Below are 26,179 nucleotides of genomic sequence, written 5' to 3' on the forward strand. Positions count from 1 at the left end.
ATCGACTGCAACCGCACCGAGGCGCTGAGGAGTGTCCTGTGAGGCTTCAAACCGAGGCCGAGCTGCGCAAGGTCGGACTCGACCCCGCGGTGGTCGAGGAGATCGTCCAGCGCACCCTGACCGAGGACCTCGGGCCGGACCGGCTCGACGTCACCAGCGTGGCGACCATCCCCGCGGACCAGACCGACGACGCGGACATCGTGGCCCGCGCGGACGGGGTCGTCGCCGGCGTCTGGGTCGCCGTCGCGGTGTTCGAGGCCGCCTCCGGCAGCGTCACCGCGGAGGTGAAGAAGCGCGACGGCGAGCGGGTCGTGCGCGGCGACGTGCTGGCCACCATCCACGGGCCGACCCGGGGCCTGCTCACCGCCGAGCGTTCCGCGCTGAACCTGCTCTGCCGGATGTCGGGCGTCGCCACCCACACCCGCCGCTGGGCGGACCTGCTGGAGGGCACCGAGGCGCTCGTGCTCGACACCCGCAAGACCACTCCGGGCCTGCGCATCCTCGAGAAGTACGCGGTCCGGGCGGGCGGCGGCACCAACAAGCGCATGGGTCTCTACGACGTCGCCATGATCAAGGACAACCACAAGCTGGCCGCGGGCGGGATCACGGCCGCGTACGAGCGGGTGCGCGCCGCGTTCCCCGACGTGCCGGTGCAGGTCGAGGTGACCACCGTCGGCGAGGCCGTCGAGGCGGTCACCGCCGGCGCGACGTTCCTGCTGCTGGACAACATGCGGCCGGAGACGCTGCGGGAGGTCGTCAGCGCGGTCGGCGGCCGCGCCGAGCTCGAGGCGACCGGAAACCTGACCCTGGACACGGCGGCCGAGTACGCGGCCACGGGCGTCGACTACCTCTCCGTCGGCGGCCTGACGCACTCCTCGCCGATCCTGGACATCGCCATGGACCTGCGCCTGCACTAGGACAGGGCCTAGGCGGGCGGGAAGGCCGTCGTCACCAAGGGGTCGATGCGGTTGTACCGCCAGTTCGCCGGGACGATCCGGCGGCAGTGGTCGGGATCGCCGATGCACACGACCGCATCGACCGACGTGACACTCGCGGGCGGGTGCCCGGGGACCTGGGACTCGAGCTCGACCAGCTGACGGTCCCGCAGTTCGATCTGGAGGGGGTACTCCCACAGGTCCCCGTCCAGCACGAGTCCCACGCGACGGGCCCCGCTGGCGCGCACCTGGTCGATCGCCGTGCGGTAGCTCGCCGCCTGGTCCGGCATCCGCACGAAGCGCTCCTGCCAGTCGTCCTGCGTGAACACCGAGCCCTGGCCCACGAGCCGGCGGGGCTGGCCGTAGTACACCGCGACGTACCCGTGCGCCGCCCCGGCCAGCAGGACGACCGCCACCAGGGCGCTGAGGGCCCACCGGACCGCGTTCCGCTCGACCCGCAGGGCCCGCTCCAGGGCGAAGCCGGCCAGCGGGGCCGCCACCGCGAAGGCGGGCAGGATCAGGCGGTTGCCCCAGTACTGCCACTTCACGATCGCCGCCGTGGTGAGCAGCGCGCCCAGGACGACCAGCGTGTAGCCGCGGGTGCGCCGCACGCACAGGCCGACGACGGTGCCGAGCAGCACGAGCGCGGATTGCACGGGGTACGGGGAGCGGTCCTCGTCGGGCTTCCACCGGTCGCCGGGGAAGACGCTGCGCCACTGCGTGATGCCCGGGTCGTTCGGGTCCACGCCGACCGCGCCGGCGACGCGGACGACCGAGGCGCCGATCGCCTCGTTGGCCGCCTCCACCGGGCTCAGCAGCGTCGAGGCGCCCAGCCGCAGGCCGTTGACGAGGATCGCGGGCGGGTCGTGGCGGGTGGTGGAGAGCGCCTCGCGGTACCCGGGCGGGCCGAACGGGGAGCCGAACGCCTCCTGGACCCGCAGCAGCGACGGGCCGGCCAGGGCGGCGACGGCGAGGCCGACGGAGCACAGCGCGTACAACACCGGCTTGAAGCTTTTCTGCCGCAGTTGGGCGACGCCCCAGTAGACGAGGACCGGCAGCAGGGCCATGAGGCCGGTCGACTTCGTCACCGTGACCAGCCCCGCGGCGCCGGCCAGCGCGAGGATCTGCGGCCAGGTGGCGGGCGCGCGGCGGGCCTCCAGGGCGAGCGTCGCGGCGCAGGCGACCCAGGCGGTGACCACGAGGTCGTTCTGGGTGCTGGTGGACTCCAGGGCGACCGCGGGGGCGGTGAGGAACACGGCCGCGGCCAGCCACTGCCCGGCCCGCCCGGCCCCGAGTTGACCGGCGCAGCGGGCCACGGCCAGGGCGCCCAGCAGCCCGGCGGCCCACTGCAGCAGGTTGAACGGCGCGTCGCCGCCGGTGAGCAGGCGCAGGTGGAGCAGGAGCAGCTCGGCCCCGGGGACCAGGATGATCTGCTGGGTCTGCGTGGTGGCGAAGTTGCCGATGCTGCCGTCGGCGACCCAGTGCTCGATCTTGGCCAGGTGGTAGCTGTTCGAGTCGAAGTTGTTCGGCGAGCTCGCGACGGCCAGCACCAGCTCGCTGGCGACGAGCAGCCCGACGACGACCTGGATGCTCAGCACGACGGGGCCCGGGTTCCGCAACCTCGGCCGGCCGGGCCTGTGCTCCACCGAGCGCCAGGCCAGCCACCCGGTGCCGAGGGTGGCGGCGAGCCAGGCGAGCAGGAAAGGTACCGGCGAAATCCAGTGCAGCAGCGAGAACAGCTCGGCGCAGAGCACCGCGCCGGCCGCTACGGCGATCGCCGCGCGGATGACCGCCAGGCTCCGGTCGGCCTCGGCACGGGGGCGCAGCGCGACGGCCGCGAACGCCAGCGTGAGCGCCGGCAGGAGCGCGAGCAGCACGCGGGCGTTGAGGATCATTGGCACGCGATCGTAATTGAAGGGCCGTTGGTTAGGCTTCCGGGGTGCTGCTGTGCATCGACATCGGGAACACCAACACGGTGCTTGCCACCTTCGAGGGCGAGAAGATCGTCCACTCGTGGCGGATCAAGACCGACGCCCGCGCCACCGCGGACGAGCTCGGCCTGCTCTACCGGGGCCTGCTGGCCACCGACGCGGTGTCCCTGACCGGCATCGCGGCGTGCTCGACCGTGCCCGCGGCCCTGCGCTCGCTGCGCACGATGCTGCAGCGGTACTACGGCAATGTGCCCACCGTGATCGTGGAGCCCGGGGTCCGGACCGGCGTCCAGCTGGCCATCGACAACCCGAAAGAGGTCGGCACCGACCGGGTGGCGAACACTCTGGCGGCGTACACGCTCTTCGGCGGCCCCTCGATCGTGGTGGACTTCGGCACCTCGACCAACTTCGACGTGGTGTCGGCCCGGGGCGAGTTCCTGGGCGGAGTGCTCGCCCCGGGGATCGAGATCTCGGTCGACGCGCTCGCCGACCGCGCGGCCCAGCTGCGCAAGGTCGAGCTCGTCAAGCCGCCGCGGGTGATCGGCAAGAACACCGTCGAGTGCCTGCAGTCGGGCGTGGTCTACGGGTTCGCCGGGCAGGTCGACGGGGTCGTGCGCGGGGTGACCGCGGAGCTCGGCGGGGAGATCAAGGCCGTGGTCGCGACCGGTGGCCTCGCCCCTATCGTGATCGGGGAGTGCCAGAGCGTCACCCATCACGAGCCGATGCTCACGCTGATCGGCCTCCGCCTGATCTTCGAGCGGAACACCTAGAGCTTTTTCGCACGGTACGTGTACGTGACGTACGGCAGCTCGAAGGGCCCGCCGCCGGCCGTGCGCTCCGCCAGCGTGCGCACGCGCTCCTCCAGGGCCGCGCGGGTGTCGGCGTCGGAGACGAGGTAGTACGAGCGGGACCGGATCAGGTCGACAAGCGACGCGGGCGTGTGCGTCGTGCTCCAGTGGAAGAGCTCGAGCTCGGCGGTGCCGAACAGGGGTCCGAACTCGTCGGGGGTCAGCTCGCGCTCGTCGACCGCCGAGCGGGCCCGGTGGCCGTCGAAGGCCTCGGACAGCTCGGCCACCCACGGCACGGACTCGTCGCGGACGTTCCAGACGGGGATGAACCAGCCGCCCGGCTTGAGCACCCGCGCGATCTCGGTGTGCGCGGGCTCGCCGGCGAACCAGTGATAGGCCTGCCCGGCGGTGACCGCGTCCTGGCTTTCCGCCTCGACGGGAATGGCGGTCGCGCGGCCGGCGCGGGCGTCGCCGTCGATCTGGCGGCGCATTTCGTCGTCCGGTTCCACGGCGATGACGCGGTGCCCGAGTTCGCGCAGCTGACGGGTCAGAATGCCGGTGCCCGCCCCCAGATCGACAATCTCGCGGGGGGCGTCGCCGAGGGCCCAGCGCAGGGCCTCGAGGGGATAGCGCGGCCGGATTCGGTCGTAGAGGTCGGCGGCCGCCCCGAACGATGACGCGTGTTTGCTCAAGTCCACGCCGCCAACCGTACGCCGCCGGTCATTCTGGGGCTCGTCACACATAGCAATGCGCTCAACACGGATCTGTACGTCGCACATTGCTCGTGAGCTATTCCTGAACCCGTCGCGGGCCCGCTCATCTCCGGTCCGACCTCGGACATCGCCCCCAGCGAATCCGCCGCCCTTTGCGTCAGCGAAACGATCCCTTTGGCCTTGGCACGGGCGATGAGTTTCGGCGTACCGTTGACGCAACGCGGCCTTACTACGTTATCTTTGCATTCGCACAACGCGGGGCGGGCTTCCTCGAAGGGAATACGACAGTGGCCAAGCGGACCATCCACGTGCTGGTCGACGACCTCGACGGCGGAGAAGCCGATGAGACGGTGAAGTTCGCGCTCGACGGCGTGCAGTACGAGATCGACCTGTCCAAGAAGAACGCAACGAAGCTGCGCGATGCGTTCGGCCCCTTCCTGTCGGTCGCGACCAAGGTCGGCCGGGGTGGCGTGGTGGTCGGGGGGCGTGCGGCCAGTGCCCGCGGCCGGGGCGGTGCCGCGGCGGATCGCGAGCAGAACAAGGCGATTCGGGAATGGGCCCAGAACAAGGGCATCAAGGTGTCCGACCGGGGCCGTATCAAGCAGGAAATCGTCGACCGGTTTAATGCTGAAGCGGGCCGATAGCGCGCTTTGTTGCGCCCTGTACGATTCTAGGCACTCCAGACACCCACCGTAGCGGTTCAGTTACGGTGGGTGTTGTGTGTTCAAGTACCCGATTTCGCTCTTGGCGTACGAGCCGGGGTGCAGGAACAGACGCCCGGGTGTCAACGTTGGGCGAAAGCGCCGGGTACACGTGGTTCCCGGAGGGTAGGCAAGGACGGACCGGGGGTTCCGGCGACCGATCGTGGGGTGCGGCAACGCCGCACACCCCGCAATGTGTCGGCCCGCGGCGATAGAGTGATGGCACGGTCACGTTGGCGTCCGACAGAGCTTTGGCGTGGCGACCCCGACACGACAGGGGTTCCGCGCAGGAGCGGCGGCGACGGACACGGCACGTGAGGAGCAGGGATGTTCGAGCGGTTCACCGACCGAGCACGAAGGGTTGTCGTCCTGGCGCAGGAAGAGGCCCGGATGCTCAACCACAACTACATCGGCACCGAGCACATCCTGCTCGGCCTCATCCACGAGGGTGAGGGCGTGGCGGCCAAGGCGCTCGAGAGCCTCGGCATCTCGCTGGAGGGTGTCCGCCAGCAGGTCGAGGAGATCATCGGCCAGGGCCAGCAGGCGCCGAGCGGGCACATCCCGTTCACGCCACGCGCCAAGAAGGTGCTGGAGCTGTCGTTGCGGGAGGCGCTGCAGCTCGGGCACAACTACATCGGCACCGAGCACATCCTCCTCGGCCTCATCCGAGAGGGTGAGGGCGTCGCGGCCCAGGTGCTGGTCAAGCTGGGCGCCGACCTCAACCGGGTCCGCCAGCAGGTCATCCAGCTGCTCTCCGGCTACCAGGGCAAGGAGCCGGCCGCGGCCGGCACCGGCGCCCCGGGCGAGGCGGCCCCGTCCACGAGCCTGGTGCTCGACCAGTTCGGTCGCAACCTCACCCAGGCCGCGCGCGAGGGCAAGCTCGACCCCGTCATCGGCCGGGAGAAGGAAATCGAGCGGGTCATGCAGGTGCTGTCCCGCCGCACCAAGAACAACCCCGTTCTCATCGGCGAGCCCGGCGTCGGCAAGACCGCCGTGGTCGAGGGGCTGTCCCAGCGGATCGTCAAGGGCGAGGTGCCCGAGACCCTCAAGGACAAGCAGCTCTACACGCTCGACCTGGGCGCACTGGTCGCCGGCTCCCGCTACCGCGGTGACTTCGAGGAGCGCCTCAAGAAGGTGCTCAAGGAGATCCGCACGCGCGGCGACATCATCCTGTTCATCGACGAGATCCACACCCTCGTCGGCGCGGGTGCGGCCGAGGGCGCGATCGACGCGGCGAGCATCCTCAAGCCGATGCTGGCCCGTGGCGAGCTGCAGACCATCGGCGCGACCACGCTGGACGAGTACCGCAAGCACCTCGAGAAGGACGCCGCCCTCGAGCGGCGCTTCCAGCCGATCCAGGTGGGCGAGCCGTCACTGGCGCACACCATCGAGATCCTCAAGGGCCTGCGGGACCGCTACGAGGCGCACCACCGGGTGACGATCACCGACGCCGCCCTGGTGGCCGCGGCGACCCTCGCCGACCGCTACATCTCCGACCGCTTCCTGCCGGACAAGGCGATCGACCTGATCGACGAGGCCGGGGCCCGGATGCGTATCCGCCGGATGACTGCTCCGCCAGACCTGCGCGACTTCGACGAGCGGATCGCCCAGGTCCGCCGCGACAAGGAGTCCGCGATCGACGCGCAGGACTTCGAGCGCGCCGCGCAGCTGCGCGACAAGGAGAAGCAGCTGCTGGGCCAGAAGGCGCAGCGGGAGAAGGAGTGGAAGGCCGGCGACCTCGACGTTGTGTCCGAGGTCGACGACGAGCAGATCGCCGAGGTCCTGGCGAACTGGACCGGGATCCCGGTCTACAAGCTGACCGAGGAGGAGACGGCCCGGCTGCTCCGCATGGAGGACGAGCTGCACAAGCGCCTCGTCGGCCAGGAGGACGCGGTCCGCGCGGTCTCGAAGGCGATCCGGCGTACCCGGGCCGGCCTGAAGGACCCGAAGCGCCCCTCGGGCTCGTTCATCTTCGCCGGCCCGTCCGGCGTGGGTAAGACCGAGCTCTCCAAGGCGCTCGCCGAGTTCCTCTTCGGCTCCGAGGACGCGCTCATCCAGCTCGACATGTCCGAGTTCCACGACCGGTACACGGTGTCCCGCCTCGTCGGTGCACCCCCCGGATACGTGGGCTACGACGAGGGCGGCCAGCTGACCGAGAAGGTCCGCCGGCGTCCGTTCTCGGTGGTCCTCTTCGACGAGATCGAGAAGGCCCACCCGGACGTGTTCAACACCCTCCTGCAGATCCTGGAGGACGGCCGTCTCACCGACGGTCAGGGCCGCATCGTGGACTTCAAGAACACGGTGATCATCCTGACCACCAACCTGGGCACCCGTGACGTGGCCAAGGCCGTGTCCCTGGGCTTCCAGGCGTCGGAGGACAACGAGTCGAACTACGAGCGGATGAAGCAGAAGGTCAACGACGAGCTGAAGCAGCACTTCCGCCCGGAGTTCCTCAACCGCATCGACGACACGATCGTCTTCCACCAGCTCATGCAGGACCAGATCCTCGGCATCGTCGACCTGATGATCGCCCGGATCGAGAGCCAGCTGCGCAACAAGGACATGGGTCTGGAGCTGACCGACAACGCCAAGAAGTTCCTGGCGAACAAGGGCTACGACCCGGTGCTGGGCGCGCGGCCGCTGCGCCGCACGATCCAGCGCGAGATCGAGGACGCCCTGTCCGAGCGCATCCTCTTCAACGAGCTGCGCCCCGGCCAGATCGTCGTCATCGACTGCGAGGGCGACCCGGCCCAGTTCGAGAAGTCCAAGCTGGTCTTCAGCGGGGCCGAGCAGCCGGCGGACGTGCCCGACGCCGTCCCGGCCGAGCTCGCCGGTGGCGGCAGCTCGGACGAGGCCTCGGCCTGACGAAGCACCAAGGCACCAAGGGGGCCGCGCGGCGATTCTTCGCCGCGCGGTCCTTTTTGTGCCTGTCGCCTTTCTGAGGCGTGGCTGTCGGGTTGTCGCTTCTGGCGGTTTGTCGGGTTCATGAGTCGTACAAAGGACTCGGAAGGCAGTTCCGCCGGGCCGGGCGGGTATGTTGCGCGGCGTGAGTAAGGGGCTGTTCCCGTTTGAGTCCGGACGGTTCGTCCGGCGTGCGGGGCGGCCCATTGCCCGGCCCGGGCTGATGGCCCGGCTGGACGCCGCCGACGGGATGGTGGTGCTGGTCGCGGGCACCGGGGCCGGGAAGAGCACGCTCCTGGACGCGTGGGTCGCGGCCCGCGGGGGAGCGCTCGTCGACCTCGCTCACGAGGGGCTCGAGGCCGTACCCGCCGACGGGGTGCTCGCGATCGACGGGGTGACCGATCGCCATGTGCCGGCCCTCCGGACGCTCGCCGGGCGGCCGGGCGTCGTCGTGGCCGCGCAGGAGGAGCTCGGGCTGCCCGGCGCGGTGCGGCTGTCGTCGTGCGAGCTGGGGTTCGCCGAGGACGAGACGTACCAGGTGCTGGCCGCCGCGTTCGGCGACGCCGAGGCCGCGGACGTGCTCGCGCCCGACCTGCATCTGCTCACCAACGGGTGGCCGGCGCTGGTGGGGCTGGCGGCGGCCTGGCTCGCGCAGCACCCGGCCCCGCTGCGGCGGAAGCGGCTGCTCGCGCTGGCCCGGGCCGAGGCCGGGCTCGCCGAGTTCCTCATTCCCGCGGTGCTCGCGGGGCTGGCCGAGGCCGATCGGGAGCTGGTGCGGCGGCTGGCGTACCTGCCGGGGCCGCTCGGCGTCGCCGGGGACCTCGTTCCGGTGGCGCCGTTCGCGCAGGGCCTGTTGCGGCGGCCCGGATGGTTCGCGGTGCCGGCGGGGTGGAAGGCGGCGCTCCGGGCCGAGCTGCCACTGAGCGCCGCCGAGGTCGAACGGATGGCCGCCGCCGAACTGGCCGTATGACCGGTGCCGTGTAGGTCACGTGCCTTTGTGTAGGTCAGGTGCCTTGGTGTCAGGTGCCGGCCGGTCGGCGGTGCTCCGGGCGGCGCCTGACGGTCAGGTCGCCGGCAGGTAGTCGGTCAGCAGGGCCGGGGTCAGGCCCGCGGCCGAGATGGCCTGCAGCGCGGCGATGAAGTCGTCCACGAAGCGGTCCCGGAAGTGCATCAGGACGATGTCGCCCTTCTGCACGCTGTGGCCCTCCTGGTAGCGGACGATCCCCTTGTCGACCGTCTCCTTCCAGAAGAACCCGGCCTGCAGGCCGCAGTCGTGGGCCACCTTCAGCGTCGTCGCGTCCTTGTCGCCGAACGGCGGGCGGAACAGCTTCGGGCGCTGGCCGTACAGCCCGGCGAGCTGGTCGGCCGAGCCGCAGATCTCGCGCTTCTGGAAGTCGTACGACTTGCCCTTGAGGTTCGGGTGGGTCAGCGTGTGCGCCTCGATGTCGGCGCCGGCGTCGCGGAGCTGCTTGAAGTACCCCGGATTGTCCTTGATCGCGTTGATCGTCAGGAACAGAGTGACCTTGGCGCCGGACTCGCGCAGCAGCTCCAGGGCCTCCGGACGCTTCACCCAGCCGTCGTCGATGGTCAGGAACGCCACCGGCTGGTCGGTCGGGATGCGGGAGAAGTAGGGCGCGCCCGCGCCCTCGGGCAGGCCGATGCGCGCCGGCGCCGGGGGCGTGCCGAACTTGGGCAGGCGGCCCGCGTAGGTGCTGCCGGCCGGCGCCTGCGTGGTCTTCGAGGCGCTCGGCTTGCCGGTCTGGGTGGCCGAGGACTGCGGGTCGCCCTCGTCGCTGTCGTCGTCGCCGGGCGAGGTCGAGACGCCGGGCGCGGGTGAGGCCGCGGCGGACGCCGGGGCGCCGTTGACCTGGGAGTGGCCGGGGGCGGCCTTGTCGTCGCAGGCGGCGACCGCGAGCGTCAGCGCGGTGATCACACCGAGCAACGCCCCGATGCGGCTCATTCTGCCGAGTACAAGCACAAACCTGAGAGTAGCGATGGAATTCCCTCAAAGAAGTACCCGAGAGGGGTGTCCGCTTCGGTGAATAACGCCACCCGGACAGCCTGCAACCTAACCCGGCAGGGTGTACGTCTCTTCCCGACGATTCACCAGTCCGTCGAGCAGCAGACCCTCCAGCGCGCGGCGGCGCTGCTCCGCGTCGGGCCACACGGCGTCGAGGCGCTCGGCGGGCACCGGGTCGTCGCTGGCCCGCAGCACGGCCATGAGCAGTCCGCGGACATAGCGATCGGTTCCGTGGTACCGCTGCGAAGGCTTTTTGCTGTCGGCCGGCGGGGAACCGGCCAGTCGCCACGCGCACATGGCGGTCAGGGGGCACTCGGCGCAGCGCGGGGCGCGCGACGTGCAGATCAGCGCGCCGAGCTCCATGAACGCGATCGACGCGCGGGCCGCCGCCTCGTGCCCCTCCGGCAGCAGCGCCTCGACCGCGCGCAGGTCGGCGGGCGTGGTGTTCACGCCGCCGTCGGCGGTCCCGGCGACGGCGCGGGCCACGACGCGGCGCACGTTGGTGTCGACCACCGGGTGGCGCTGCCGGAACGCGAACGCGGCCACCGCCCGGGCCGTGTAGACGCCGATGCCGGGCAGCGCGAGGAGCGCCTCCACGTCGTCGGGGACCACGCCGCCGTGCCGCTCCACGATCGCGGTCGCGCACGCGTGCAGCCGCAGCGCGCGGCGCGGGTAGCCGAGGCGGTCCCAGGCGCGGATGGCCTCGCCGGGCGGGTCGGCGGCCAGGTGAGCCGGCGTCGGCCAGCGCTCCATCCAGCGCTCCCAGGCCGGCTCCACCCGCGACACCTGCGTCTGCTGGAGCATGACCTCGGAGACGAGCACGCCCCACGGGGACGCGCCGGGGCGGCGCCAGGCGAGGTCGCGGGCGTTCGCGTTGTACCACCGCGTGAGGGTGGTCGCGATGGCGGTCGGTGCACTCCGGTGGCTGGCGATACGCAAGGATATAGCCGTGAACGAGTACGCCGTCACGGTGATCGGCCACGACCGGCCCGGCATCATCGCCGATGTCGCCGAAATTCTGGCCCGCCTCGGCCTCAACCTCACCGACTCGACAATGACCCGCCTGCGCGGCCACTTCGCGATGACGCTGGTGTGCGCGGGCCCGACGACCGGCGCGGCGATCGAGGCGGCGCTGGAGCCGCTCACCGCCGAGCGGACGCTGCTGGTGACCGTGCGCAGCGTCGTGGAGGAGCCCGTCCACGAGCCGGCCGGCAGCCCCCACGTGATCACCCTGCACGGGGCCGACCGCCTCGGCATCGTCGCGACGCTGGCCCGCGCCGTCGCCGAGTCCGGGGGCAACATCACCGACCTGACCACGCGGCTCTCCGGCAGCCTGTACGTCATCGTGGCCGAGGTCGACGCCACCAACCCCGAGCGGCTCGACACGGCCCTGCGCACCGCGGCGCAGCGGCTCGACGTCGAGGTCTCCATGCGCCCGGCCGACGCGGATCTGTTGTGAGCGGTCCGGAGCGAAGCGGAGGGGCCGCTCGCCGGGGGCTCAGCATTCTCGCGTCGGCGCCGGAGTTTGCGGAGGCGGCGGCGTGAGCGGGGCCGTACTGCCCGTTGTCTGTGCGCCCGCTTCAGTTCTCGGCACCGCCGCCGAGCCCGTCGACCCGACCGCCCCCGAGATCCTCCAGCTCGCCGAGGACCTCCTGGCGACCATGCGCGTCTCGCCCGGCTGTGTCGGGCTGGCCGCGCCCCAGGTCGGCGTGGGTGCGCAGGTGTTCGCGGTCGACGTCACCGGGCACCCGAAGGCGCGCACCGTCCACGGCGCCTTCGTGCTGTGCAACGCCCGGATCGTCGAGGCGTCGCAGTGGCAGAAGGGGCGCGAGGGCTGCATGTCCGTACCGGACCTCACCGGCGACGTCAAGCGGGCCAACCGGCTCGTGGTGGCCGGGTACGCGCCCGGGGGTACCGAAGAAATCCAGATGGAGACGGACGCCTTCGAGGCCCGGGCACTGCAGCACGAGATCGACCACTGCGCCGGGCTGCTGTTTCTCGACCGGGTCGCGGGGGCGCACGCGGTGTACGCCCGCAAGGTTTATCTCTGAGCGCTGCTCACGGCGTGCCGTCCCGACCACGGACGGTTCCCCCGATACGGTGAGCGCATCATGAAGCTGACGGTTGGCCCATTGTCCGCCGGCATCTACTGGCGGCGCCGAGCGATCGTCGGTGGGGTGCTCGTCGTCGCGTCCCTGATGCTGTGGGCGTCCTGCGGTGGCAGCGACACCGGCGACCAGAAACGCACCCCGGCGGCGGCCTCGGCCGGCCCGGCGTCCGGCGACCCGGCACCGACGGTGACCATCCAGGTGCCGACGACCGGCGGGCCGCCCGCGTCCTCGGCGCCCGCGCCGGTCGTGTCGTCGGCCGCCGCGCCGCCGGTCGCGACGGTGCCGCCGTGCGCCGACGCCGACCTGTCCGTGGTGGCCGCGCCCGAGCAGGCGGTGCAGTTCCGGGGCGCCTACCTGAAGTTCACCATCAAGATCAAGAACGTCGCGGGGCACGAGTGCGCGCGGGATCTCGGCGCGGACTACCAGGAGTTGTACCTCCAGGTCGCGGCCAGCAAGATCTGGTCCTCGGACGCGTGCGACGCGCCGCACGGCAGCCAGATGACGGTGCTGAAGCCCGGCATCGAGGTCTCGTTCAACACCGTCTGGACCGGGAAGGCCACGAACAACGGCTGCGCCAACCGGGAGACGCCGCCGGCGGGGAAGTACGAGCTGGTCGGGCGCCTCGGCACCAAGCTCAGCGAGCCGGTGCAGGTGCAGCTCACCTAGGTCGGCCTCGGCCGGCTCAGCGCCCCGGCTCTTTGCCTTCGGCTGCCTCAGCGCCCCGGCTCTTTGCGTTCGGCCGGCTCCTCGCCTTCGGCCGGCTCAGCGCCCGGCTCTTGCCTTCGGCTGCCTCGGCGCCCCCGGCTTTTGCCTTCGGCCGGCTCTTTGCCTTCGGCCGGCTCTTTGCCTTCGCCCTTCGGCTCGCTCAGAGCCGGTTGGCTATCTGCACCTGATCCGGCGCGAAGGCGGCGAGGGCGGCCAGATGGCCGTCGGGCGTGCCGTTGAAGTCACGCAGGCGCACAGCCACATCGACGTCGCGCCCGTCGCGCCGGCCCTGCCCGTCGCTGATCTTGTTCAGCTCGCGCAGCACGTTCTGGTCGATCCAGGCCGGATTGGTCCCCGTGCGGTCGAGACCCTCCAGCAGGCGTACCACCAGGAACCGCTCGCCGCCCACGTCGACGGCCGCCACCTCGCCGACCCGTGACCAGGGCAGCACGAGCGTGCGCACCCAGCCCGGGCGCACGGTGAGCGCGAAGTGATTGGCCCCGACCCGCGGCCGCCGGATGACCGCCAGCGCGATCGGTACCGCCCCGACCGCGGCCAGCCCGGCCGTCCACATCGGAAGATCGGCGAGCGGGTTGTGCCCGCCGGAGTCCAGCGTCTCGGGCTCGTCGCCGAAGAGCGCGCGGATCAGCAGGACCGCGAGCGTCGCCGACACGGCATACCACGCCAGGGTTCCCAGAGACCGGGACGGAAAACTCCGTCGCCACTCGATCCGTTCCGGACCGGCCACAAACCCCTCGCTGTGAAATCCACCTCCGTCCATTGACGGATGGCATCCGACCACTCTACGGGCTGGGTCGATACCGCACCAGCACCTGGTGTCCGACCATCCGTAGACTGTGCGGGTGCCGATTGACCGCGAGCCCGGCAGGGGCGCCGCCAACACCGGCCTCATCGGGGGCTGGGCCGCCGCGCTGCCCGGCGCCGACCCCCTGCGCGCGACCCTGGCGCTGATGGCCCCGGGCACCGCGCTGCGCGACGGCCTGGAGCGCATCCTGCGGGGCCGGACGGGTGCGCTGATCGTGCTCGGGTACGACCGCGTGGTCGAGCAGATCTGCACCGGCGGCTTCTCGCTGGACGTCGAGTTCTCCGCCACCCGCCTGCGCGAGCTGTGCAAGATGGACGGCGCCGTCGTCCTGTCGAATGACGGCACCAGGATCGTCCGCGCCGCCGTGCACCTCATGCCCGACCCGACCATCCCCTCCGAAGAGTCCGGCACCCGCCACCGCACCGCCGAGCGGGTCGCCAAGCAGGCCGGGTACCCGGTGATCTCGGTGAGCCAGTCCATGCGCATCATCGGCCTGTACGTCAACGGCCAGCGCCACGTCATCGACGACTCGGCCGCCATCCTGTCAAAGGCCAACCAGGCGCTGGCGACGCTGGAGCGGTACAAGCTGCGCCTCGACGAGGTCTCGGGCACGCTTTCGGCCCTGGAGATCGAGGACCTGGTCACCGTGCGCGACGCGGTGGCCGTGGTGCAACGCCTGGAGATGGTACGGCGGATCGCGGACGAGATCGCGGGCTACGTCGTCGAGCTCGGCACCGACGGTCGCCTGCTCGCCCTGCAGCTCGAGGAGCTCATGGCCGGCGTGGAGGCGGACCGCACCCTGGTCATCCGCGACTACCTCCCGACCGGGCGCCGCGCCCGCTCGTCGGAGGACGCGCTCGAGGAGCTGGACGCGCTGACCGCGACGGAGCTGATCGACCTCGTGGGCGTGGCGAAGTCGCTGGGCTACCCGGGGGCGTCCGACGCCTTGGACGCCGCCGTTTCGCCGCGCGGTTTCCGCCTGCTGGCGAAGGTTCCGCGGCTGCCGACCCTGGTGGTGGACCGGTTGGTGGAGCACTTCGGCAGCCTGCAGCGCCTGCTGGGCGCGACGGTGGAGGACCTGCAGGCGGTGGAGGGCGTGGGGGATGCGCGCGCCCGGGGGGTGCGCGAGGGCTTGTCGAGGCTGGCGGAGGCCTCGATCCTGGAGCGCTACGTCTGACCGCTCGTCCGGTGCAGCGGTTCCGGACGTCTGCGGTTGCCATTGCGTCGATCAGGACGGCATGCCGGGTCCGCGGCGTGCTCGTCTGCGGTGACCCGGCCGCGGGTGACCCGGCCGCGTGGTCGAGCGCCCGCCGCTGCCGCCCGGCATGGCCAGGCCCTGCCCGGCACGGCGCCCGTCCGGCACCGAGCCGCACGCGCGTCGAGCGGCGCCGGCATGGCCAGGCCCTGCCCGGCATGGCGCCCCTCCGGCACCGGGCCGCACGCGCGTTCGAGCGGCGCCGGCATGGCGCCCGTCCGGCACCGGGCCGCACGCGCGTCGAGCCGCGACGCAGTCTCCCGCGAGACGGTGGAGACGCACATCCGCTCGGGCATGCGCACGCTGGGCCCGCACGCGTAAGCCCCCGGCGCACGCAAAGTTCCGCCGCGGTGCGGCTAGACCTCCTCTGCCGTCGCCTTGACTGCGTAGTGCAGTGCGGTCCGCACGTCGTTGACCTCCAGGACCCGCATCCCGGGGGGCGTCACGCCCGTGGCGGCCGGGCCGCAGCCCGGCGGGACCAGGGCGAAGCGGAACCCCAGCCGGGCCGCCTCCGCGAGGCGGCGCGGGACGGCGCCCACCCGTCGTACCTCACCTGTCAGGCCCACCTCGCCCAGCGCGACCAGGTCCGGCGGCATGGGCAGCTCGTGCGCCGCCGAGGCCGCGGCGAGGGCGAGGGCGAGGTCGGCCGCCGGCTCGGTGACGCGCAGGCCGCCGACGGTGGCCGCGTAGACCTCGCGGTCGTGCAGCTGGATGCCCGCGCGGCGCTGGAGGACGGCCAGGACCATGGCAAGGCGGGCCGAGTCGAGGCCGGAGACGGTGCGGCGGGGCGATCCCGGCATCTGGGCGCCGATCAGGGTCTGGACCTCGGTGACGAGGGCGCGCCGGCCCTCCATGGCCACGCAGACGCACGTGCCCGACACGGCGTCCGCGTAGCGGGTGAGGAAGAGGCCGCTCGGGTCGGGCAGGCTCGTGATGCCGCCCTCGTGCATCTCGAAGCAGCCGACCTCGTCCGCGGCGCCGAAGCGGTTCTTCAGGCCGCGCACCATGCGCAGGGACGAGTGCTTGTCGCCCTCGAAGTTGAGGACCACGTCGACCAGGTGCTCCAGGACGCGCGGGCCGGCGACGTTGCCGTCCTTCGTGACGTGGCCGACCAGGACCGTGGCCAGGCCGCGCTCCTTGGCGATCGCCACCAGGGCCGCGGTGACGGCGCGGACCTGGGTGACGCCGCCCGCGACGCCGTCGACGCCCGGGGCCGAGATGGTCTGGACGGAGTCGAGGATGAGCAGGCCGGGCTTCACCGCGTCGAGGTGGCCCAGGACGGCGGAGAGGTCGGTCTCCGAGGCGAGGTAGAGCCGCTCGTGCAGGGCGTTGATGCGCTCGGCCCGCAGCCGGACCTGGCTCGTGGACTCCTCGCCGCTGATCACCAGGGACGGGCTCTCGCCCTGGACGGCCCACTGCTGGGCGACGTCGAGCAGGAGGGTGGACTTGCCGACGCCGGGCTCGCCGGCCAGGAGCACCACGCCGCCGGGGACGATGCCGCCGCCCAGGACGCGGTCGAACTCGCCGACGCCGGTCGGGCGGGCCTTGGCCGGGGCCGCGCTGATCTCGGCGATCGGGCGGGCGGGCTCGAGCGGGGCCCGCGACGGAACGGCCCGCAGCGCGGCCGGGCCGGTGCCGGCGGCGCCGCCCGCGACCTCGAGGATGGCGCCCCACTCACCGCACTCCGGGCATCGGCCGATCCACTTGGGTGGCCGGTGCCCGCAGACGTCGCACTGATAGATCGCGCCCCTGGTCTTCGTCACGCCCCAAAACTAGCGAAGGGGTATGACAAAAATCGGGGGCTACTCGCCCGGGACCTCTTCGTTCTTCACGACCGAGCTCGGCTTCGGCAGCGGCGTGCTGGGCGGCGTCATCGGCAGGTTCGGCAGCTTGATGGTCGTGGTGCTGCCGTCGGTGTAGGTGAACGTGAAGACCACGTTGGTCAGCGCGCCCCCGGGCAGCAGCGGCTCGCCGGTCAGCTTGTCGATCGCCAGGTAGGTGGTGCCGCCGTTGTCGCGGCTGAGCGCCGCCACGCCGTTGACCGGGATCGAGACCGCGATCGCCGACGCGCCCGCCGAGGTGGGCGAGGGCTCCGCGGGCCGCGTGGGCGAGGGCGACTCCGCCGACGGGGAGCCGGAGGGCTTCTTGGTGCCCGACGGCGTCGCCGACGCGGTGGTCGGGGTGGGCGACGGGGAGGAGGGCGCCGCGGAGGGCCGGCCCCCGCCGACGAGGACGATCTTGCCGTTGTCGCTTGTCGCCCCGGTCAGCTTCACGCTCTGCTGGGCGTTGTTGAACAGCCGCACGTTGAGCGGGACGGTCGAGCCGGCCTTGTACTGGTCGGCGTAGGGGATGCCACCGTCGCGCAGGGCGATCTTGCCGTCGGCGCTGTCGGCGTTGATGCCGGGCACCGCGGGCTTCTGGTTTTCGGTCTGGGTGATCTGACCCGATCCGCAGGCGGAGAGCAGGCCGACGCCGAGCGCGGCCGTTGCCATGAGCGCGGCGCCCAGCACCGTACGGCGGCGAGCCAGCGGCTTGGCCTGAGTCGAACGCGTCACCTTGGGTCCTCCAAGTCAAGGGGCAGCCGCAGTACAGCCTAGATGCCCTTGATCGGTCGATTACGCCCACCCTGGCAGTGGTGACTCAATCCAGATTCAGGCCGCTGACCAGGAGAAATACGACATCGATAAGCGCCACGGCGATGACGGCGAGGAAAGGCGCGCGTGAAGTTGTGTCGCGGCTCATGCGGTACCACCCCCAGGACAACGCGAGAATCGCGGCCCCCAGCGCCGGCCAGAACAGCACCGGCGGAGGTCCGGGCGGCCCGAACGCCAGCGCGGCGGTGGCCGCCAGCAGCAGCACCGCGGCCGCGACAAGCGACCCGCGGCGCCCGAAGCGCTGCGGCAGGCCGCGAATCCCGGTGCGCGCGTCGGCGTCGAGGTCGGGCAGCGTGTTGACGAAGTGCGCGCCCGCGCCCAGCAGCCCGCCGGCGGCCAGCAGCCACGGCGGCGGCGTCTTGCCCGCGCCGAGTACCACGAAGGCGGGCAGGCAGGCGAACGACACGGCGTAGGGGACGACGGAGGCCACCGTCGCCTTCAGGGGCCAGTCGTAGAGCAGCGCCGAGGCGAGCGCCAGCGCCGACACCAGGCCCGCCGGCACGCCGGAGAGGAACCCGAGCGGCAGGCACACCGCGGCCGCCACGGCGCCGAGCACGGCCACGAGCCGCCGCGAGACCTTCCCGGCCGCCACGGGCTTGTCCGAGCGCCCGGCCGCGGCATCCCTTCCGGCGTCCAGGGCGTCGTTGACCCATCCGATCGCGAGCTGACTCGTCAGTACCGTCGCGCCGGCCGCCACCACCCCTCCGACCGGCCGGTCGAGCCCGATCGACAACAGCACGGCCACCGCCGTGACACCCGCGGCGGGCTCCGGGTGACTAGCCCGCAGCAGCGAGATCGCAACCGACATCCGGCAAGTGTGGCGGCTGGAGGGGTCCCATGTCAGGCTCGTCTCATGCCCTCGCCGAGGCGCGCGCGCAACGACCCTGGTCAGTACGACGACCTGGCCGGCGAATGGTGGCGCCCGGGCAGCCCGTTCTCGATGCTGTACTGGCTCGCGCGGGCCCGGGCGCGGCTGATCCCGCCCGCCGAGCGCGCCGGGGCCGTACTGGTGGATCTCGGCTGTGGCGGCGGGCTGCTCGCGCCGCACGTCGCCGGAAAGGGGTACACCCATATCGGTGTCGATCTCATCGTCTCCGGCCTGGAGCAGGCCGCCGCGCACGGCGTCGCCCCGGTGCTCGCCGACGTCGCGCACCTGCCCTTCGCCGACGGCAGCGTCGACGTCGTCAGCGCCGGCGAGCTGCTCGAGCACGTGCCCGACATGCCGGGCACGGTCGCCGAGGCGTGCCGGATCCTGCGCCCGGGCGGCTGGCTGGTGCTCGACACCCTGAACGACACGGCGCTGTCGCGGCTCGTGGCCGTGCGCCTCGCCGAGGCGGTCGTGCCCGCGGTGCGCGGCATCCACGACCCCGCCCTGTTCGTCGACCCGCGCCGCCTCCGCGCCGAGTGCGCGCGCCACGGTGTGCCGCTGGACGTGCGCGGCGTGCGCCCGGCGCTGCCCGCGCTCGCCCGCTGGCTGGTCACCCGCCGTGGCCGTGTGCCGATCGTGCCCACGTTCTCGACCGCGATCCTCTACCAGGGGCGCGGCAGGAAGGAGCGCCAGTGACAGGTGCCGCCATAGCCGGGATGTACGTGACGTTTCCCGGGCAGATGCGCCAGGACGAGGTGTGGGACGGCTATTTCAGGCGGCATTACGATGGACCCCGGCGCGGGCTGGCCAAGCGGATCTTCGCCAACTCGGGCGTCGTCACACGCCACGGGGCGGTCAACCCGTTGCTGGAGGACGCGTCGTCGTGGTCGACGGCCAAACGCATGAGTCGGTACCTCACCGAAGCTCTCCCCCTCGGCAAGGACGCGGTCAGCGGGGCCCTGGACGCCGCGGGACTGCGCCCGGACGAGATCGGGCTGTTCGTGGTGTGCTCGTGCACCGGCTACGCCACGCCCGGGCTCGACATCCTGCTCGCCCGCGACCTGGGCATGGCGGCCGACACGCAGCGGCTCTTCATCGGGCACATGGGCTGCTACGCGGCGCTGCCCGGGCTCGGCGCCGCGTCGGACTACGTGGCCGCGCGGGGCCGGCCGGCGGTGCTGCTCTGCCTGGAGCTGACCAGCCTGCACGTGCAGCCGCCGAGCGACGACCCGCAGCAGATCGTGGCGCATGCGCTGTTCTCCGACGCCGCGGCCGCCGTGGTGCTGGTGCCGGACGGCGCCGGCGCGCTCGTGGCCGACATCGCCGCGGTCACCGACACGGCCACCGCCGACCACATGACGTGGGACGTCACCGATCTGGGCTTCCGGATGGGGCTGTCGCCGCGGGTGCCCGACGTGCTGTCGATCTACGTCGCCGATCTCGTCGACCGGCTGCTGGGTCCGCGGGGGATGACGGCTCGGGATGTGGACGCCTGGGCGGTACACCCGGGGGGCCCTCGGATTCTCGACGTCGTCCGGGACGAGCTCGCGCTGCCCGAGGCCGCCCTGGCGGAGTCCCGCGGCACCCTGGCCGAGCACGGGAACTGCTCCTCGCCGACGGTACTGCTGATCATCGACGCCCTGCGCCGCCGCGCCGCGGGGCCGCCGCGCACGACGGTCGCGCTCGCGTTCGGCCCCGGCCTCACCCTCTACGGGGCGCTCCTACAGACCTGACAGTTCGGACACGAACGGGTCCGGCGTGGTCACCGAGCGGACCGCCCTGACCAGCTTGCCGTGGTAGTCGACGAGCACCGCGGCGGTGGTGCGGTCGCCGGCCAGGGCGGGCACCGACGCGCGCAGCGAGCCGTTGGGGTCGCCGAGGGAGCGCACCGTCACCTTCGGGTTGAGCTGGCCGGGCAGGGTCGGCGGGCGGGTCGCGACCACCACGACCTTGATGGTGTCCTTCGCGGCGGCGGCGGCGTCGACGGTACTGCGGATGAGCTGCTCGCATGAGCAACCGTCCACGAGCAGCACCACGGCCGGGGTCAGCTCGACGAGCCCGACCGGTTTGCCGTCGGCATCCTGCAGGCTGACACCGGTCAGCGATACCGCGGCGGGCGCGGTGGTGGGCGAGCCGACCTTGGGCGCGGTCTTGGGGGCGTGCCCGGGCCACGCGACGGCGAAGAGGCTCACGAGGGTCGCGATGATCGCAATCGTCATGATCAGCAGTGGTACCGCGAGACCCGGCGAATCATCCGTGGTCCGCCGGGCCGGCTCCGGCCTCAGGTGCAGCCGGCGGCGCCAGCGGCGGCGGATAGCGGTGCGGTGGAATTGCCGGCGGATCGGGGCGCCTTCGTCGTCGAGTGCGCCGGGATCGTCGGGAATGATGATCGTTCCCCACTCAGGCGGGAGATCGGGGAGGCCACCACCCTCTTGTGGTCGCTCACCACCGCCGTTGTCATCCCTCAGCGCGCCCATCGCTGTTCTCCTCGCACCTGCCTCAACTTTCCCTCACCTTCCGGCAGTACGCCAGTGGTGACTGCATCGAGATCTGTGCGTATCATCTACGCTCCGCCGCTGGTCACGTCACTGAGAGTGTCGGTTCTGGACCCAGCGCGTGCGAGGGTGGACACTTGCCGTAATCAATCGGATATGTCCGACTGCCAGGCTATTTGCGCGTGCTCCGCGTTGTTGATCCGCTACACAGCAGGTCCCACGATTTCTGTCAAGCGGGAGAAAGGGGACTCACATGTGTTCTGACCTGCGCGAATGCTGCTCTCTGGGGTGGGCTGTCAGCGCGTGACCGTGTTACCCTAGACACAGCGAAAGGGGTTTCGAACCTATGGTTTTCAGTGTCGGCGAGACCGTTGTCTACCCCCACCACGGGGCCGCACTCATCGAGGCAATCGAGACTCGCGTCATCAAGGGCGAGGAAAAGCTGTACCTCGTCCTCAGGGTCGCTCAGGGTGACCTGACGGTGCGGGTGCCCGCCGAGAACGCCGAGATCGTCGGCGTGCGCGAGGTGGTTGGTGAAGAAGGCCTGACGAAGGTCTTCGACGTCCTCCGTGCTCCGCACACCGAGGAGCCGACCAACTGGTCGCGGCGGTACAAGGCGAATCTGGAGAAGCTGGCCTCCGGCAATCCGCTCAAGGTCGCTGAGGTCGTCCGCGACCTGTGGCGTCGTGACCGTGAGCGCGGTCTGTCGGCCGGCGAGAAGCGCATGCTCGCCAAGGCGCGGGACATTCTGGTCGGCGAGGTGGCGCTCGCCGAGAAGAGCACCAAGGACGAGGCGGAGTCGCTGCTCGACAAGGTGTTGACCGAGGCCTGACGATCCAGCCTGGCTATCCCTTCGATACCGAGGACCGCGACGTGACGGCGCACTTGTCTGTGCGTGGTGACGTCGCGGTCCTCGTGCCTGCGGCCGGTATGGGGGTCCGACTCGGACCCGGTGGCCCCAAGGCACTTCGACTGCTGGGCGGCGAGCCCCTTCTCGTGCACGCCGTGCGGCGCCTCGCGCTCGCGCCCAGTGTCGGCTGCATCGTGATCGCGGCGCCGGCCGACTCCGTGGAGTCGGTGGCGGAGCTGCTCGCGCCCGTCGCCCCGGTGACGGTCGTGCCCGGCGGGGCGACTCGGCAGGCCTCGGTCGCCGCGGCGCTCGCCGCGGTTCCCGAACGCTTCGACATCGTGCTCGTCCATGACGCGGCGCGCGCTCTGACCCCACCGGAGCTGGTGGAGTCCGTGGCGGCAGCCGTTCGTGGGGGGCACGGCGCGGTCATACCCGTTCTTCCGGTGGTCGACACCATCAAGCAGGTCTCGGATTCCGGCGAGGTCGTGGCGACCGTGGACCGGTCCTCCCTGCGTGCGGTACAGACGCCGCAGGGCTTTCGGCGCGATGTGCTCGTGAAGGCGCACGAGTCCGCCCTCGACGAGCACACCGACGATGCCGGCATGGCGGAACGCATCGGGATCACCGTCTTCACGGTGCCCGGGGCCGAGGCGGCGCTGAAGATCACCCGGCCGTTCGACCTGGAAGTCGCCGCGCTGTTTCTGTAGGCCTCTTGGTGCTTCGCCGTCCGCTTATGCGGCGGCGGGCGTGGGCGTCTTGCGCGGGCGGCGGCGCCAGATCAGCAGGCTGCCCACCGAGCCGCCGATGCCGAGCGTGGCGATGACCACGCCGGCGATCGTGATGCCCACCGCGTCGCCGCGGGCCGTGGCCGAGCCGAGCGCCGAGTACGCCAGCGTGGCCGGCAGCGCTCCGACCACGGTGCCGGCGAGGAACGCGCCGATGCGCACGCTCGTGGTCCCGAAGATGTAGTTCGCGACGCCGAAGGGCACCAGCGGGATCATCCGGGAGATCACGATCGCGAGCACGCCGCGCTTGGCGACGGCCTGCTCCATGGCGAGCAGGCGGCCGCTGAGGTGGCGGGCCATGAAGTCGCGGCCCAGGAAGCGGCCCACCGTGTGCGCGATCAGCGCGCCCAGGGTGATGCCGAGCATGATGTACAGCACGCCACTCGTGAAGCCGAACACCAGCCCGCCGACGCCGGCCAGCAGCGTGCGGGGCGCGAGCGCGGTGGTCAGCACGGCCGAGCCGCCGATGGCGATCAACGGGGCCATCGGGTTGTGGCCGACCGCGTCGGCGAGGGACGCGCGGGTCGGGTGAGCGATGATGATGACTACGGACAGGGTCACCACGATCACGGCGAGCAGACCGAAGCGAACTGCGGCTCCGGTGCGCCACCACGGACCGTGGGTCGTCGGGGTCGTCTGATCGCTGCGCACCCGACCCAGCGTAGGCCTCATCCGCCAGCCTGCCGACCCGTGCGGGGGTTCGGCAACCGAAGGTTCACGGTCGCGCACCGAACGTCGTACCCTCCCGAAGTGATGCTGATCGGGAACGGTACCGACGTCCATGCCTTCGCCTCCGGTCGTGACTGCTGGGTCGCCGGGCTCAAATGGGAGGGCGTCGACGGGCTCGCCGGGCACTCCGACGGCGACGTCGCCGCGCACGCGATCTGCGACGCACTGCTCTCCGCGGCCGGCCTGGGTGATCTCGGGGCGAACTTCGGCACGTCGCGGCCCGAGTGGGCGGGCGCCTCGGGCATCACCCTCCTGCACGAGACGGCCCGGCTGATCCGCGACGCCGGCTTCGAGATCGGCAACGTGGCCGTGCAGGTGATCGGGGTCAAGCCGAAGATCAGCAAGCGGCGCGCGGAGGCCGAGCGCGTCATGCACAACGCGCTCGGGGCCATCGTGCGGCTGTCCGGGACCACCACCGACGGCCTCGGCTTCACCGGCCGCGGCGAGGGTCTGGCCGCCACGGCCGTCGCGTTGATCTACCCGGTGGTCAAACAGCACTAGGCCCTGCCCTGCCGATCATGCCGGCCTGCGCCGGGCCCAGATTCCGCCTGCGCGCACCCCGCGAAGGCCGGGTTACAACACCGGTAGCCAGGCCTCCGCGGGGCACACGCAGGCGAAATCTGGACCTCGTCTCGGCTCGACATGATCGGCAGGACAGGGCCTAGGCGTTTCTCGCCCACGACCAGGCGTACCCGGTGTCCTCGATGGCGAGGGCCGGCTCGCACAGGTCGAGCGGCCGGAAGGTGTCGACCATGACCGCGAGCTCGTCGAACGCCTCCGCGCCGATCGCGCGCTCGACCGCCCCCGGCTGCGGACCGTGGGTGAAGCCGCTCGGGTGCAGCGAGATGGAGCCCTGGTCGATGCCGGAGCCGCGCCGGGCCTCGTAGTTGCCGCCCGTGTAGAACAGCACCTCGTCGGAGTCGACGTTGTGGTGGTTGTACGGCACCGGGATCGCCAGCGGGTGGTAGTCGACCTTGCGCGGCACGAACGAGCAGATGACGAAGTTGGGCCCCTCGAACGTCTGGTGCACCGGCGGCGGCTGGTGCACGCGCCCGGTGATCGGCTCGAAGTCGTGGATGGAGAAGGCCCACGGGTACAGGCAGCCGTCCCACCCGACCACGTCGAACGGGTGATTTGCGTAAATGTGCTCGGTCCAGCCCCGGCGGTGCTGCACCAACACGGAAATGTCGTACCCCTCCGCGATGATGGGCTCCGCTGGGGCGCGTAGATCCCGTTCGCAGTAGGGGGCGTGCTCCAGGAACTGTCCACGCACGGAGAGATAGCGCCGCGGGGGTCCGATGTGTCCGGTCGCTTCGATCGTCAGCAGCTTCACCCCACCATCGCCCGGCACGAGCCGGTGGATGATCGAGGTCGGGATGATCGCGTAGTCGCCCTCGGTCAGCTCCAGCCGGCCGAAGGTCGACTCGAGCGTCATCGCGCCGGCCGACACATACAGGCACTCGTCGCCGACCGCGTTGCGGTAGAGGGGCGAGGGCTCGGTCGCCTCGACGTACGAGATGCGCACGTCGTCATTGGCGAGCAGGTGCTGCCGCCCGAGCACCGCGTCCGCCGTGCCGCCGCCGAGCTTGCCGGTCTGCAGGTGGCGCGGCTTGAGCGGCAGGTTCGGCACCCGCGACCAGGCCGGCGGCTCGAACGGCACCGCCGAGTTGATCGCGGTCGGTCGATGCCGGTGATAGAGCAGCGACGAGTCGCTCGAAAAACCCTCCTGCCCCATCAGCTCTTCCGCGAACAGCGAGCCGTCCGGCTGGCGAAACTGGGTGTGGCGCTTCGGTGGCACCTCACCGACGCGGCGGTAGTACGGCATCACGGTCCTCCAGCTGTCATGCGACACAGGCCTCGTCGCCCGAGACGAAGTCGGCCGGCGGTGGATTGGAGTGTCCGGATAACGGACGAAGTTGTCCGCCCTGTAAAGCGTCCACTAGATTCGGAAGCCGTGTCAAACGCAGTGCCACCCCTGCTGACCGCACTGGTCGACGATGCTGCCGTGTTTCCGCCCGGCAGCGCACCGCTGACCGACGCCGTGCCCGCCCATGCCGGCCATTGCCGGAGCTGGTATGCCCAGCTCATCGGCCCCCTCCTGCTGCCCATCGGCGACCGCTCCGACTTCGTCGCCGTCGCCGCAAATCACCCCTCGTTCTCGCCCGGTGCCTCTCCAGACCTCGGGCTCGGCCTGATCGGCGAGCCCTCCGCCATCGAGTCCGCTCTGGGTGATCTTCCGGACGGCACCCGGCAGCTGGAGAGCCCGGTCGCGAAGCGGGGCGAGGACCCGCTGCCCGGCATCGAGCGGCTCGCGGCGCTCATGAGGAAGTGCGAGGGGCCTTTGCAGTGGTACCTGGAGGTGCCGCTCGCCTGGGGCCTCATGTCGGGCCTCGACGCCATCGCCGCCCTGCGCGCCGAGGGGCTGCCCGTCGCCGCGAAGTTCCGCACCGGCGGGCTGGCCGCGGAGCTCTTCCCGAGCCCGACCGAGCTCGCCGCCGTCATCGCCGCCTGCCGCGACCGCGACGTGCCGTTCAAGCTCACCGCGGGCCTGCACCACGCGGTCCGCCACACCGACGCCGAGACGGGCCTGGTCCACCACGGCTTCCTGAACATCCTGGCCGCGGTCGTGGCCGCCGCCGACGGCGCCGACCCGGCCGACCTCGCCCTGCTCCTGTCCTCGACCGAGACCCAGTCCCTGGCCGATCGCATCCGCCCGGACCTCGACCGCGAGCGGCCGCTGTGGGTGGGGTTCGGCAGCTGCAGCGTCCAGGACCCGGTGGGCGACCTGGTGACCCTGGGGCTGCTCGACCAGCCGCGGCCGGGGGGTCCGCGATGAGGACCATGCTGCGCACCTTGCGCTGGCTGGCTCTTCCGCACGCGCTGTCGCCGTCGCCGTCGCGTTCGCTGCCATC

Annotated in this window: 26 protein-coding genes; 15 read left to right on the plus strand and 11 right to left on the minus strand. The window is 71.6% G+C overall.

The genetic code is table 11. The features are described 5' to 3' along the window. Window positions 1-38: 38 nt before the first annotated feature. The gene (gene nadC / locus ACPPVO_RS01215; RefSeq protein WP_426509319.1) at window positions 39-917 is read left to right on the plus strand and encodes a carboxylating nicotinate-nucleotide diphosphorylase; all 879 of its coding nucleotides are present in this window, start codon (window positions 39-41) and stop codon (window positions 915-917) included. Between the two features lie 8 nt (window positions 918-925). Here nadC and ACPPVO_RS01220 read toward each other — a convergent pair whose 3' ends face one another. Continuing rightward, complete coding sequence (locus tag ACPPVO_RS01220) at window positions 926-2,830, minus strand: hypothetical protein (protein WP_426509321.1); 1,905 nt, start codon at window positions 2,828-2,830, stop codon at window positions 926-928. A gap of 44 nt (window positions 2,831-2,874) precedes the next feature. On the opposite strand from ACPPVO_RS01220, the gene ACPPVO_RS01225 reads away from it, so the two are divergent. Next, window positions 2,875-3,636, plus strand: a complete 762-nt coding sequence (locus ACPPVO_RS01225) for a type III pantothenate kinase (protein WP_360367396.1) — start codon at window positions 2,875-2,877, stop codon at window positions 3,634-3,636. Here ACPPVO_RS01225 and ACPPVO_RS01230 read toward each other — a convergent pair. Beyond that, window positions 3,633-4,352 (minus strand): class I SAM-dependent methyltransferase, encoded by a 720-nt coding sequence (locus ACPPVO_RS01230; protein WP_426509323.1) that lies wholly within the window; start codon window positions 4,350-4,352, stop codon window positions 3,633-3,635. The two genes, ACPPVO_RS01225 and ACPPVO_RS01230, sit on opposite strands and share 4 nt — an antisense overlap. Before the next feature lie 302 nt (window positions 4,353-4,654). Here ACPPVO_RS01230 and ACPPVO_RS01235 point away from each other — a divergent pair, with 302 nt between their 5' ends. From ACPPVO_RS01235 to ACPPVO_RS01245, 3 genes are all read left to right on the plus strand, one after another. Beyond that, the gene (locus ACPPVO_RS01235) at window positions 4,655-5,011 is read left to right on the plus strand and encodes a histone-like nucleoid-structuring protein Lsr2 (protein WP_426509324.1); all 357 of its coding nucleotides are present in this window, start codon (window positions 4,655-4,657) and stop codon (window positions 5,009-5,011) included. 384 nt (window positions 5,012-5,395) lie between these two features. After that, entirely contained in the window at window positions 5,396-7,933 is a 2,538-nt protein-coding gene (locus tag ACPPVO_RS01240) for an ATP-dependent Clp protease ATP-binding subunit (RefSeq protein ID WP_426509326.1), read from the plus strand. 181 nt (window positions 7,934-8,114) lie between these two features. Beyond that, window positions 8,115-8,939, plus strand: coding sequence for a hypothetical protein (locus ACPPVO_RS01245; RefSeq protein ID WP_426509328.1), 825 nt, complete (start codon window positions 8,115-8,117; stop codon window positions 8,937-8,939). Window positions 8,940-9,032: 93 nt separating this feature from the next. Here ACPPVO_RS01245 and ACPPVO_RS01250 read toward each other — a convergent pair whose 3' ends face one another. Together ACPPVO_RS01250 and ACPPVO_RS01255 are read right to left on the minus strand one after the other, a co-directional pair. Further along, window positions 9,033-9,929 (minus strand): polysaccharide deacetylase family protein, encoded by an 897-nt coding sequence (locus ACPPVO_RS01250; RefSeq protein ID WP_426509330.1) that lies wholly within the window; start codon window positions 9,927-9,929, stop codon window positions 9,033-9,035. Between the two features lie 108 nt (window positions 9,930-10,037). Then, a complete protein-coding gene (locus ACPPVO_RS01255; RefSeq protein ID WP_426514495.1) occupies window positions 10,038-10,922 on the minus strand; it encodes an A/G-specific adenine glycosylase in 885 nt (294 codons plus the stop codon). A 16-nt stretch (window positions 10,923-10,938) separates the two neighbouring features. Between ACPPVO_RS01255 and ACPPVO_RS01260 the strand changes: the two genes are divergently transcribed. The 3 genes from ACPPVO_RS01260 (at window position 10,939) to ACPPVO_RS01270 (ending at window position 12,766) form a co-directional block, all read left to right on the plus strand. Continuing rightward, entirely contained in the window at window positions 10,939-11,448 is a 510-nt protein-coding gene (locus ACPPVO_RS01260; protein ID WP_426509331.1) for a glycine cleavage system protein R, read from the plus strand. Window positions 11,449-11,530: 82 nt separating this feature from the next. Continuing rightward, on the plus strand, window positions 11,531-12,040 hold the full coding sequence (gene def / locus ACPPVO_RS01265) for a peptide deformylase (protein ID WP_426509333.1): 510 nt from the start codon (window positions 11,531-11,533) through the stop codon (window positions 12,038-12,040). Window positions 12,041-12,100: 60 nt separating this feature from the next. Next, window positions 12,101-12,766: a hypothetical protein gene (locus ACPPVO_RS01270; RefSeq protein ID WP_426509335.1), complete on the plus strand. Its 666-nt coding sequence runs from the start codon at window positions 12,101-12,103 to the stop codon at window positions 12,764-12,766. Between the two features lie 199 nt (window positions 12,767-12,965). Here ACPPVO_RS01270 and ACPPVO_RS01275 read toward each other — a convergent pair whose 3' ends face one another. Then, complete coding sequence (locus ACPPVO_RS01275; RefSeq protein WP_426509336.1) at window positions 12,966-13,478, minus strand: hypothetical protein; 513 nt, start codon at window positions 13,476-13,478, stop codon at window positions 12,966-12,968. A 190-nt stretch (window positions 13,479-13,668) separates the two neighbouring features. On the opposite strand from ACPPVO_RS01275, the gene disA reads away from it, so the two are divergent. Then, window positions 13,669-14,808 carry a DNA integrity scanning diadenylate cyclase DisA gene (gene disA / locus ACPPVO_RS01280; protein WP_426509337.1) on the plus strand — a complete coding sequence of 380 codons (1,140 nt, stop codon included), beginning with the start codon at window positions 13,669-13,671 and terminating at the stop codon, window positions 14,806-14,808. A gap of 434 nt (window positions 14,809-15,242) precedes the next feature. On the opposite strand, the gene radA is transcribed toward disA, so the two are convergent. The 3 genes from radA to ACPPVO_RS01295 all read right to left on the minus strand — a co-directional run bounded on the left by radA (window position 15,243) and on the right by ACPPVO_RS01295 (window position 18,348). After that, a complete protein-coding gene (radA, locus tag ACPPVO_RS01285) occupies window positions 15,243-16,649 on the minus strand; it encodes a DNA repair protein RadA (protein ID WP_426509339.1) in 1,407 nt (468 codons plus the stop codon). Window positions 16,650-16,688: 39 nt separating this feature from the next. Next, window positions 16,689-17,441: a hypothetical protein gene (locus tag ACPPVO_RS01290; protein WP_426509341.1), complete on the minus strand. Its 753-nt coding sequence runs from the start codon at window positions 17,439-17,441 to the stop codon at window positions 16,689-16,691. Between the two features lie 85 nt (window positions 17,442-17,526). Further along, a complete protein-coding gene (locus tag ACPPVO_RS01295; RefSeq protein ID WP_426509343.1) occupies window positions 17,527-18,348 on the minus strand; it encodes a UbiA family prenyltransferase in 822 nt (273 codons plus the stop codon). Between the two features lie 45 nt (window positions 18,349-18,393). Here ACPPVO_RS01295 and ACPPVO_RS01300 point away from each other — a divergent pair, with 45 nt between their 5' ends. Further along, window positions 18,394-19,104 (plus strand): methyltransferase domain-containing protein, encoded by a 711-nt coding sequence (locus ACPPVO_RS01300; RefSeq protein ID WP_426509345.1) that lies wholly within the window; start codon window positions 18,394-18,396, stop codon window positions 19,102-19,104. 20 nt (window positions 19,105-19,124) lie between these two features. After that, a complete protein-coding gene (locus tag ACPPVO_RS01305) occupies window positions 19,125-20,141 on the plus strand; it encodes a type III polyketide synthase (protein ID WP_426514496.1) in 1,017 nt (338 codons plus the stop codon). Here the strand turns inward: ACPPVO_RS01305 and ACPPVO_RS01310 are convergent. Beyond that, window positions 20,130-20,627 carry a hypothetical protein gene (locus tag ACPPVO_RS01310; protein ID WP_426509347.1) on the minus strand — a complete coding sequence of 166 codons (498 nt, stop codon included), beginning with the start codon at window positions 20,625-20,627 and terminating at the stop codon, window positions 20,130-20,132. The two genes, ACPPVO_RS01305 and ACPPVO_RS01310, sit on opposite strands and share 12 nt — an antisense overlap. A 622-nt stretch (window positions 20,628-21,249) precedes the next feature. Between ACPPVO_RS01310 and ACPPVO_RS01315 the strand changes: the two genes are divergently transcribed. Together ACPPVO_RS01315 and ispD are read left to right on the plus strand one after the other, a co-directional pair. After that, window positions 21,250-21,735, plus strand: coding sequence for a CarD family transcriptional regulator (locus tag ACPPVO_RS01315; RefSeq protein WP_360367351.1), 486 nt, complete (start codon window positions 21,250-21,252; stop codon window positions 21,733-21,735). A 41-nt stretch (window positions 21,736-21,776) separates the two neighbouring features. Continuing rightward, window positions 21,777-22,460, plus strand: coding sequence for a 2-C-methyl-D-erythritol 4-phosphate cytidylyltransferase (ispD, locus tag ACPPVO_RS01320; protein ID WP_426509349.1), 684 nt, complete (start codon window positions 21,777-21,779; stop codon window positions 22,458-22,460). A gap of 24 nt (window positions 22,461-22,484) precedes the next feature. On the opposite strand, the gene ACPPVO_RS01325 is transcribed toward ispD, so the two are convergent. Continuing rightward, window positions 22,485-23,189 (minus strand): TVP38/TMEM64 family protein, encoded by a 705-nt coding sequence (locus ACPPVO_RS01325; RefSeq protein ID WP_426509351.1) that lies wholly within the window; start codon window positions 23,187-23,189, stop codon window positions 22,485-22,487. Window positions 23,190-23,291: 102 nt separating this feature from the next. On the opposite strand from ACPPVO_RS01325, the gene ispF reads away from it, so the two are divergent. Then, window positions 23,292-23,768, plus strand: coding sequence for a 2-C-methyl-D-erythritol 2,4-cyclodiphosphate synthase (gene ispF / locus ACPPVO_RS01330; protein ID WP_426514497.1), 477 nt, complete (start codon window positions 23,292-23,294; stop codon window positions 23,766-23,768). Between the two features lie 160 nt (window positions 23,769-23,928). Here the strand turns inward: ispF and ACPPVO_RS01335 are convergent, their stop codons facing one another. Then, entirely contained in the window at window positions 23,929-25,092 is a 1,164-nt protein-coding gene (locus ACPPVO_RS01335; protein WP_426509353.1) for a homogentisate 1,2-dioxygenase, read from the minus strand. A 129-nt stretch (window positions 25,093-25,221) separates the two neighbouring features. Here ACPPVO_RS01335 and ACPPVO_RS01340 point away from each other — a divergent pair, with 129 nt between their 5' ends. After that, a complete protein-coding gene (locus ACPPVO_RS01340) occupies window positions 25,222-26,103 on the plus strand; it encodes a hypothetical protein (RefSeq protein WP_426509355.1) in 882 nt (293 codons plus the stop codon). The last annotated feature ends 76 nt before the right edge of the window (window positions 26,104-26,179 follow it).

It is taken from the genome of Dactylosporangium sp. McL0621, assembly GCF_049995355.1.
Taxonomy (GTDB): domain Bacteria; phylum Actinomycetota; class Actinomycetes; order Mycobacteriales; family Micromonosporaceae; genus Dactylosporangium.

Bases quoted from the DNA above. Each gene is read 5' to 3' on its own strand.
- ACPPVO_RS01220 (WP_426509321.1), bottom strand. From the start codon at position 2,830: ATGATCCTCAACGCCCGCGTGCTGCTCGCGCTCCTGCCGGCGCTCACG.
- ACPPVO_RS01310 (WP_426509347.1), bottom strand. From the start codon at position 20,627: ATGACGATTGCGATCATCGCGACCCTCGTGAGCCTCTTCGCCGTCGCG.
- ACPPVO_RS01240 (WP_426509326.1), top strand. From the start codon at position 5,396: ATGTTCGAGCGGTTCACCGACCGAGCACGAAGGGTTGTCGTCCTGGCG.
- ispF (WP_426514497.1), top strand. From the start codon at position 23,292: ATGCTGATCGGGAACGGTACCGACGTCCATGCCTTCGCCTCCGGTCGT.
- ACPPVO_RS01335 (WP_426509353.1), bottom strand. From the start codon at position 25,092: ATGCCGTACTACCGCCGCGTCGGTGAGGTGCCACCGAAGCGCCACACC.
- ACPPVO_RS01300 (WP_426509345.1), top strand. From the start codon at position 18,394: ATGCCCTCGCCGAGGCGCGCGCGCAACGACCCTGGTCAGTACGACGAC.
- ACPPVO_RS01305 (WP_426514496.1), top strand. From the start codon at position 19,125: ATGTACGTGACGTTTCCCGGGCAGATGCGCCAGGACGAGGTGTGGGAC.
- ACPPVO_RS01295 (WP_426509343.1), bottom strand. From the start codon at position 18,348: ATGTCGGTTGCGATCTCGCTGCTGCGGGCTAGTCACCCGGAGCCCGCC.
- ACPPVO_RS01270 (WP_426509335.1), top strand. From the start codon at position 12,101: ATGAAGCTGACGGTTGGCCCATTGTCCGCCGGCATCTACTGGCGGCGC.
- ACPPVO_RS01250 (WP_426509330.1), bottom strand. From the start codon at position 9,929: ATGAGCCGCATCGGGGCGTTGCTCGGTGTGATCACCGCGCTGACGCTC.
- ACPPVO_RS01315 (WP_360367351.1), top strand. From the start codon at position 21,250: ATGGTTTTCAGTGTCGGCGAGACCGTTGTCTACCCCCACCACGGGGCC.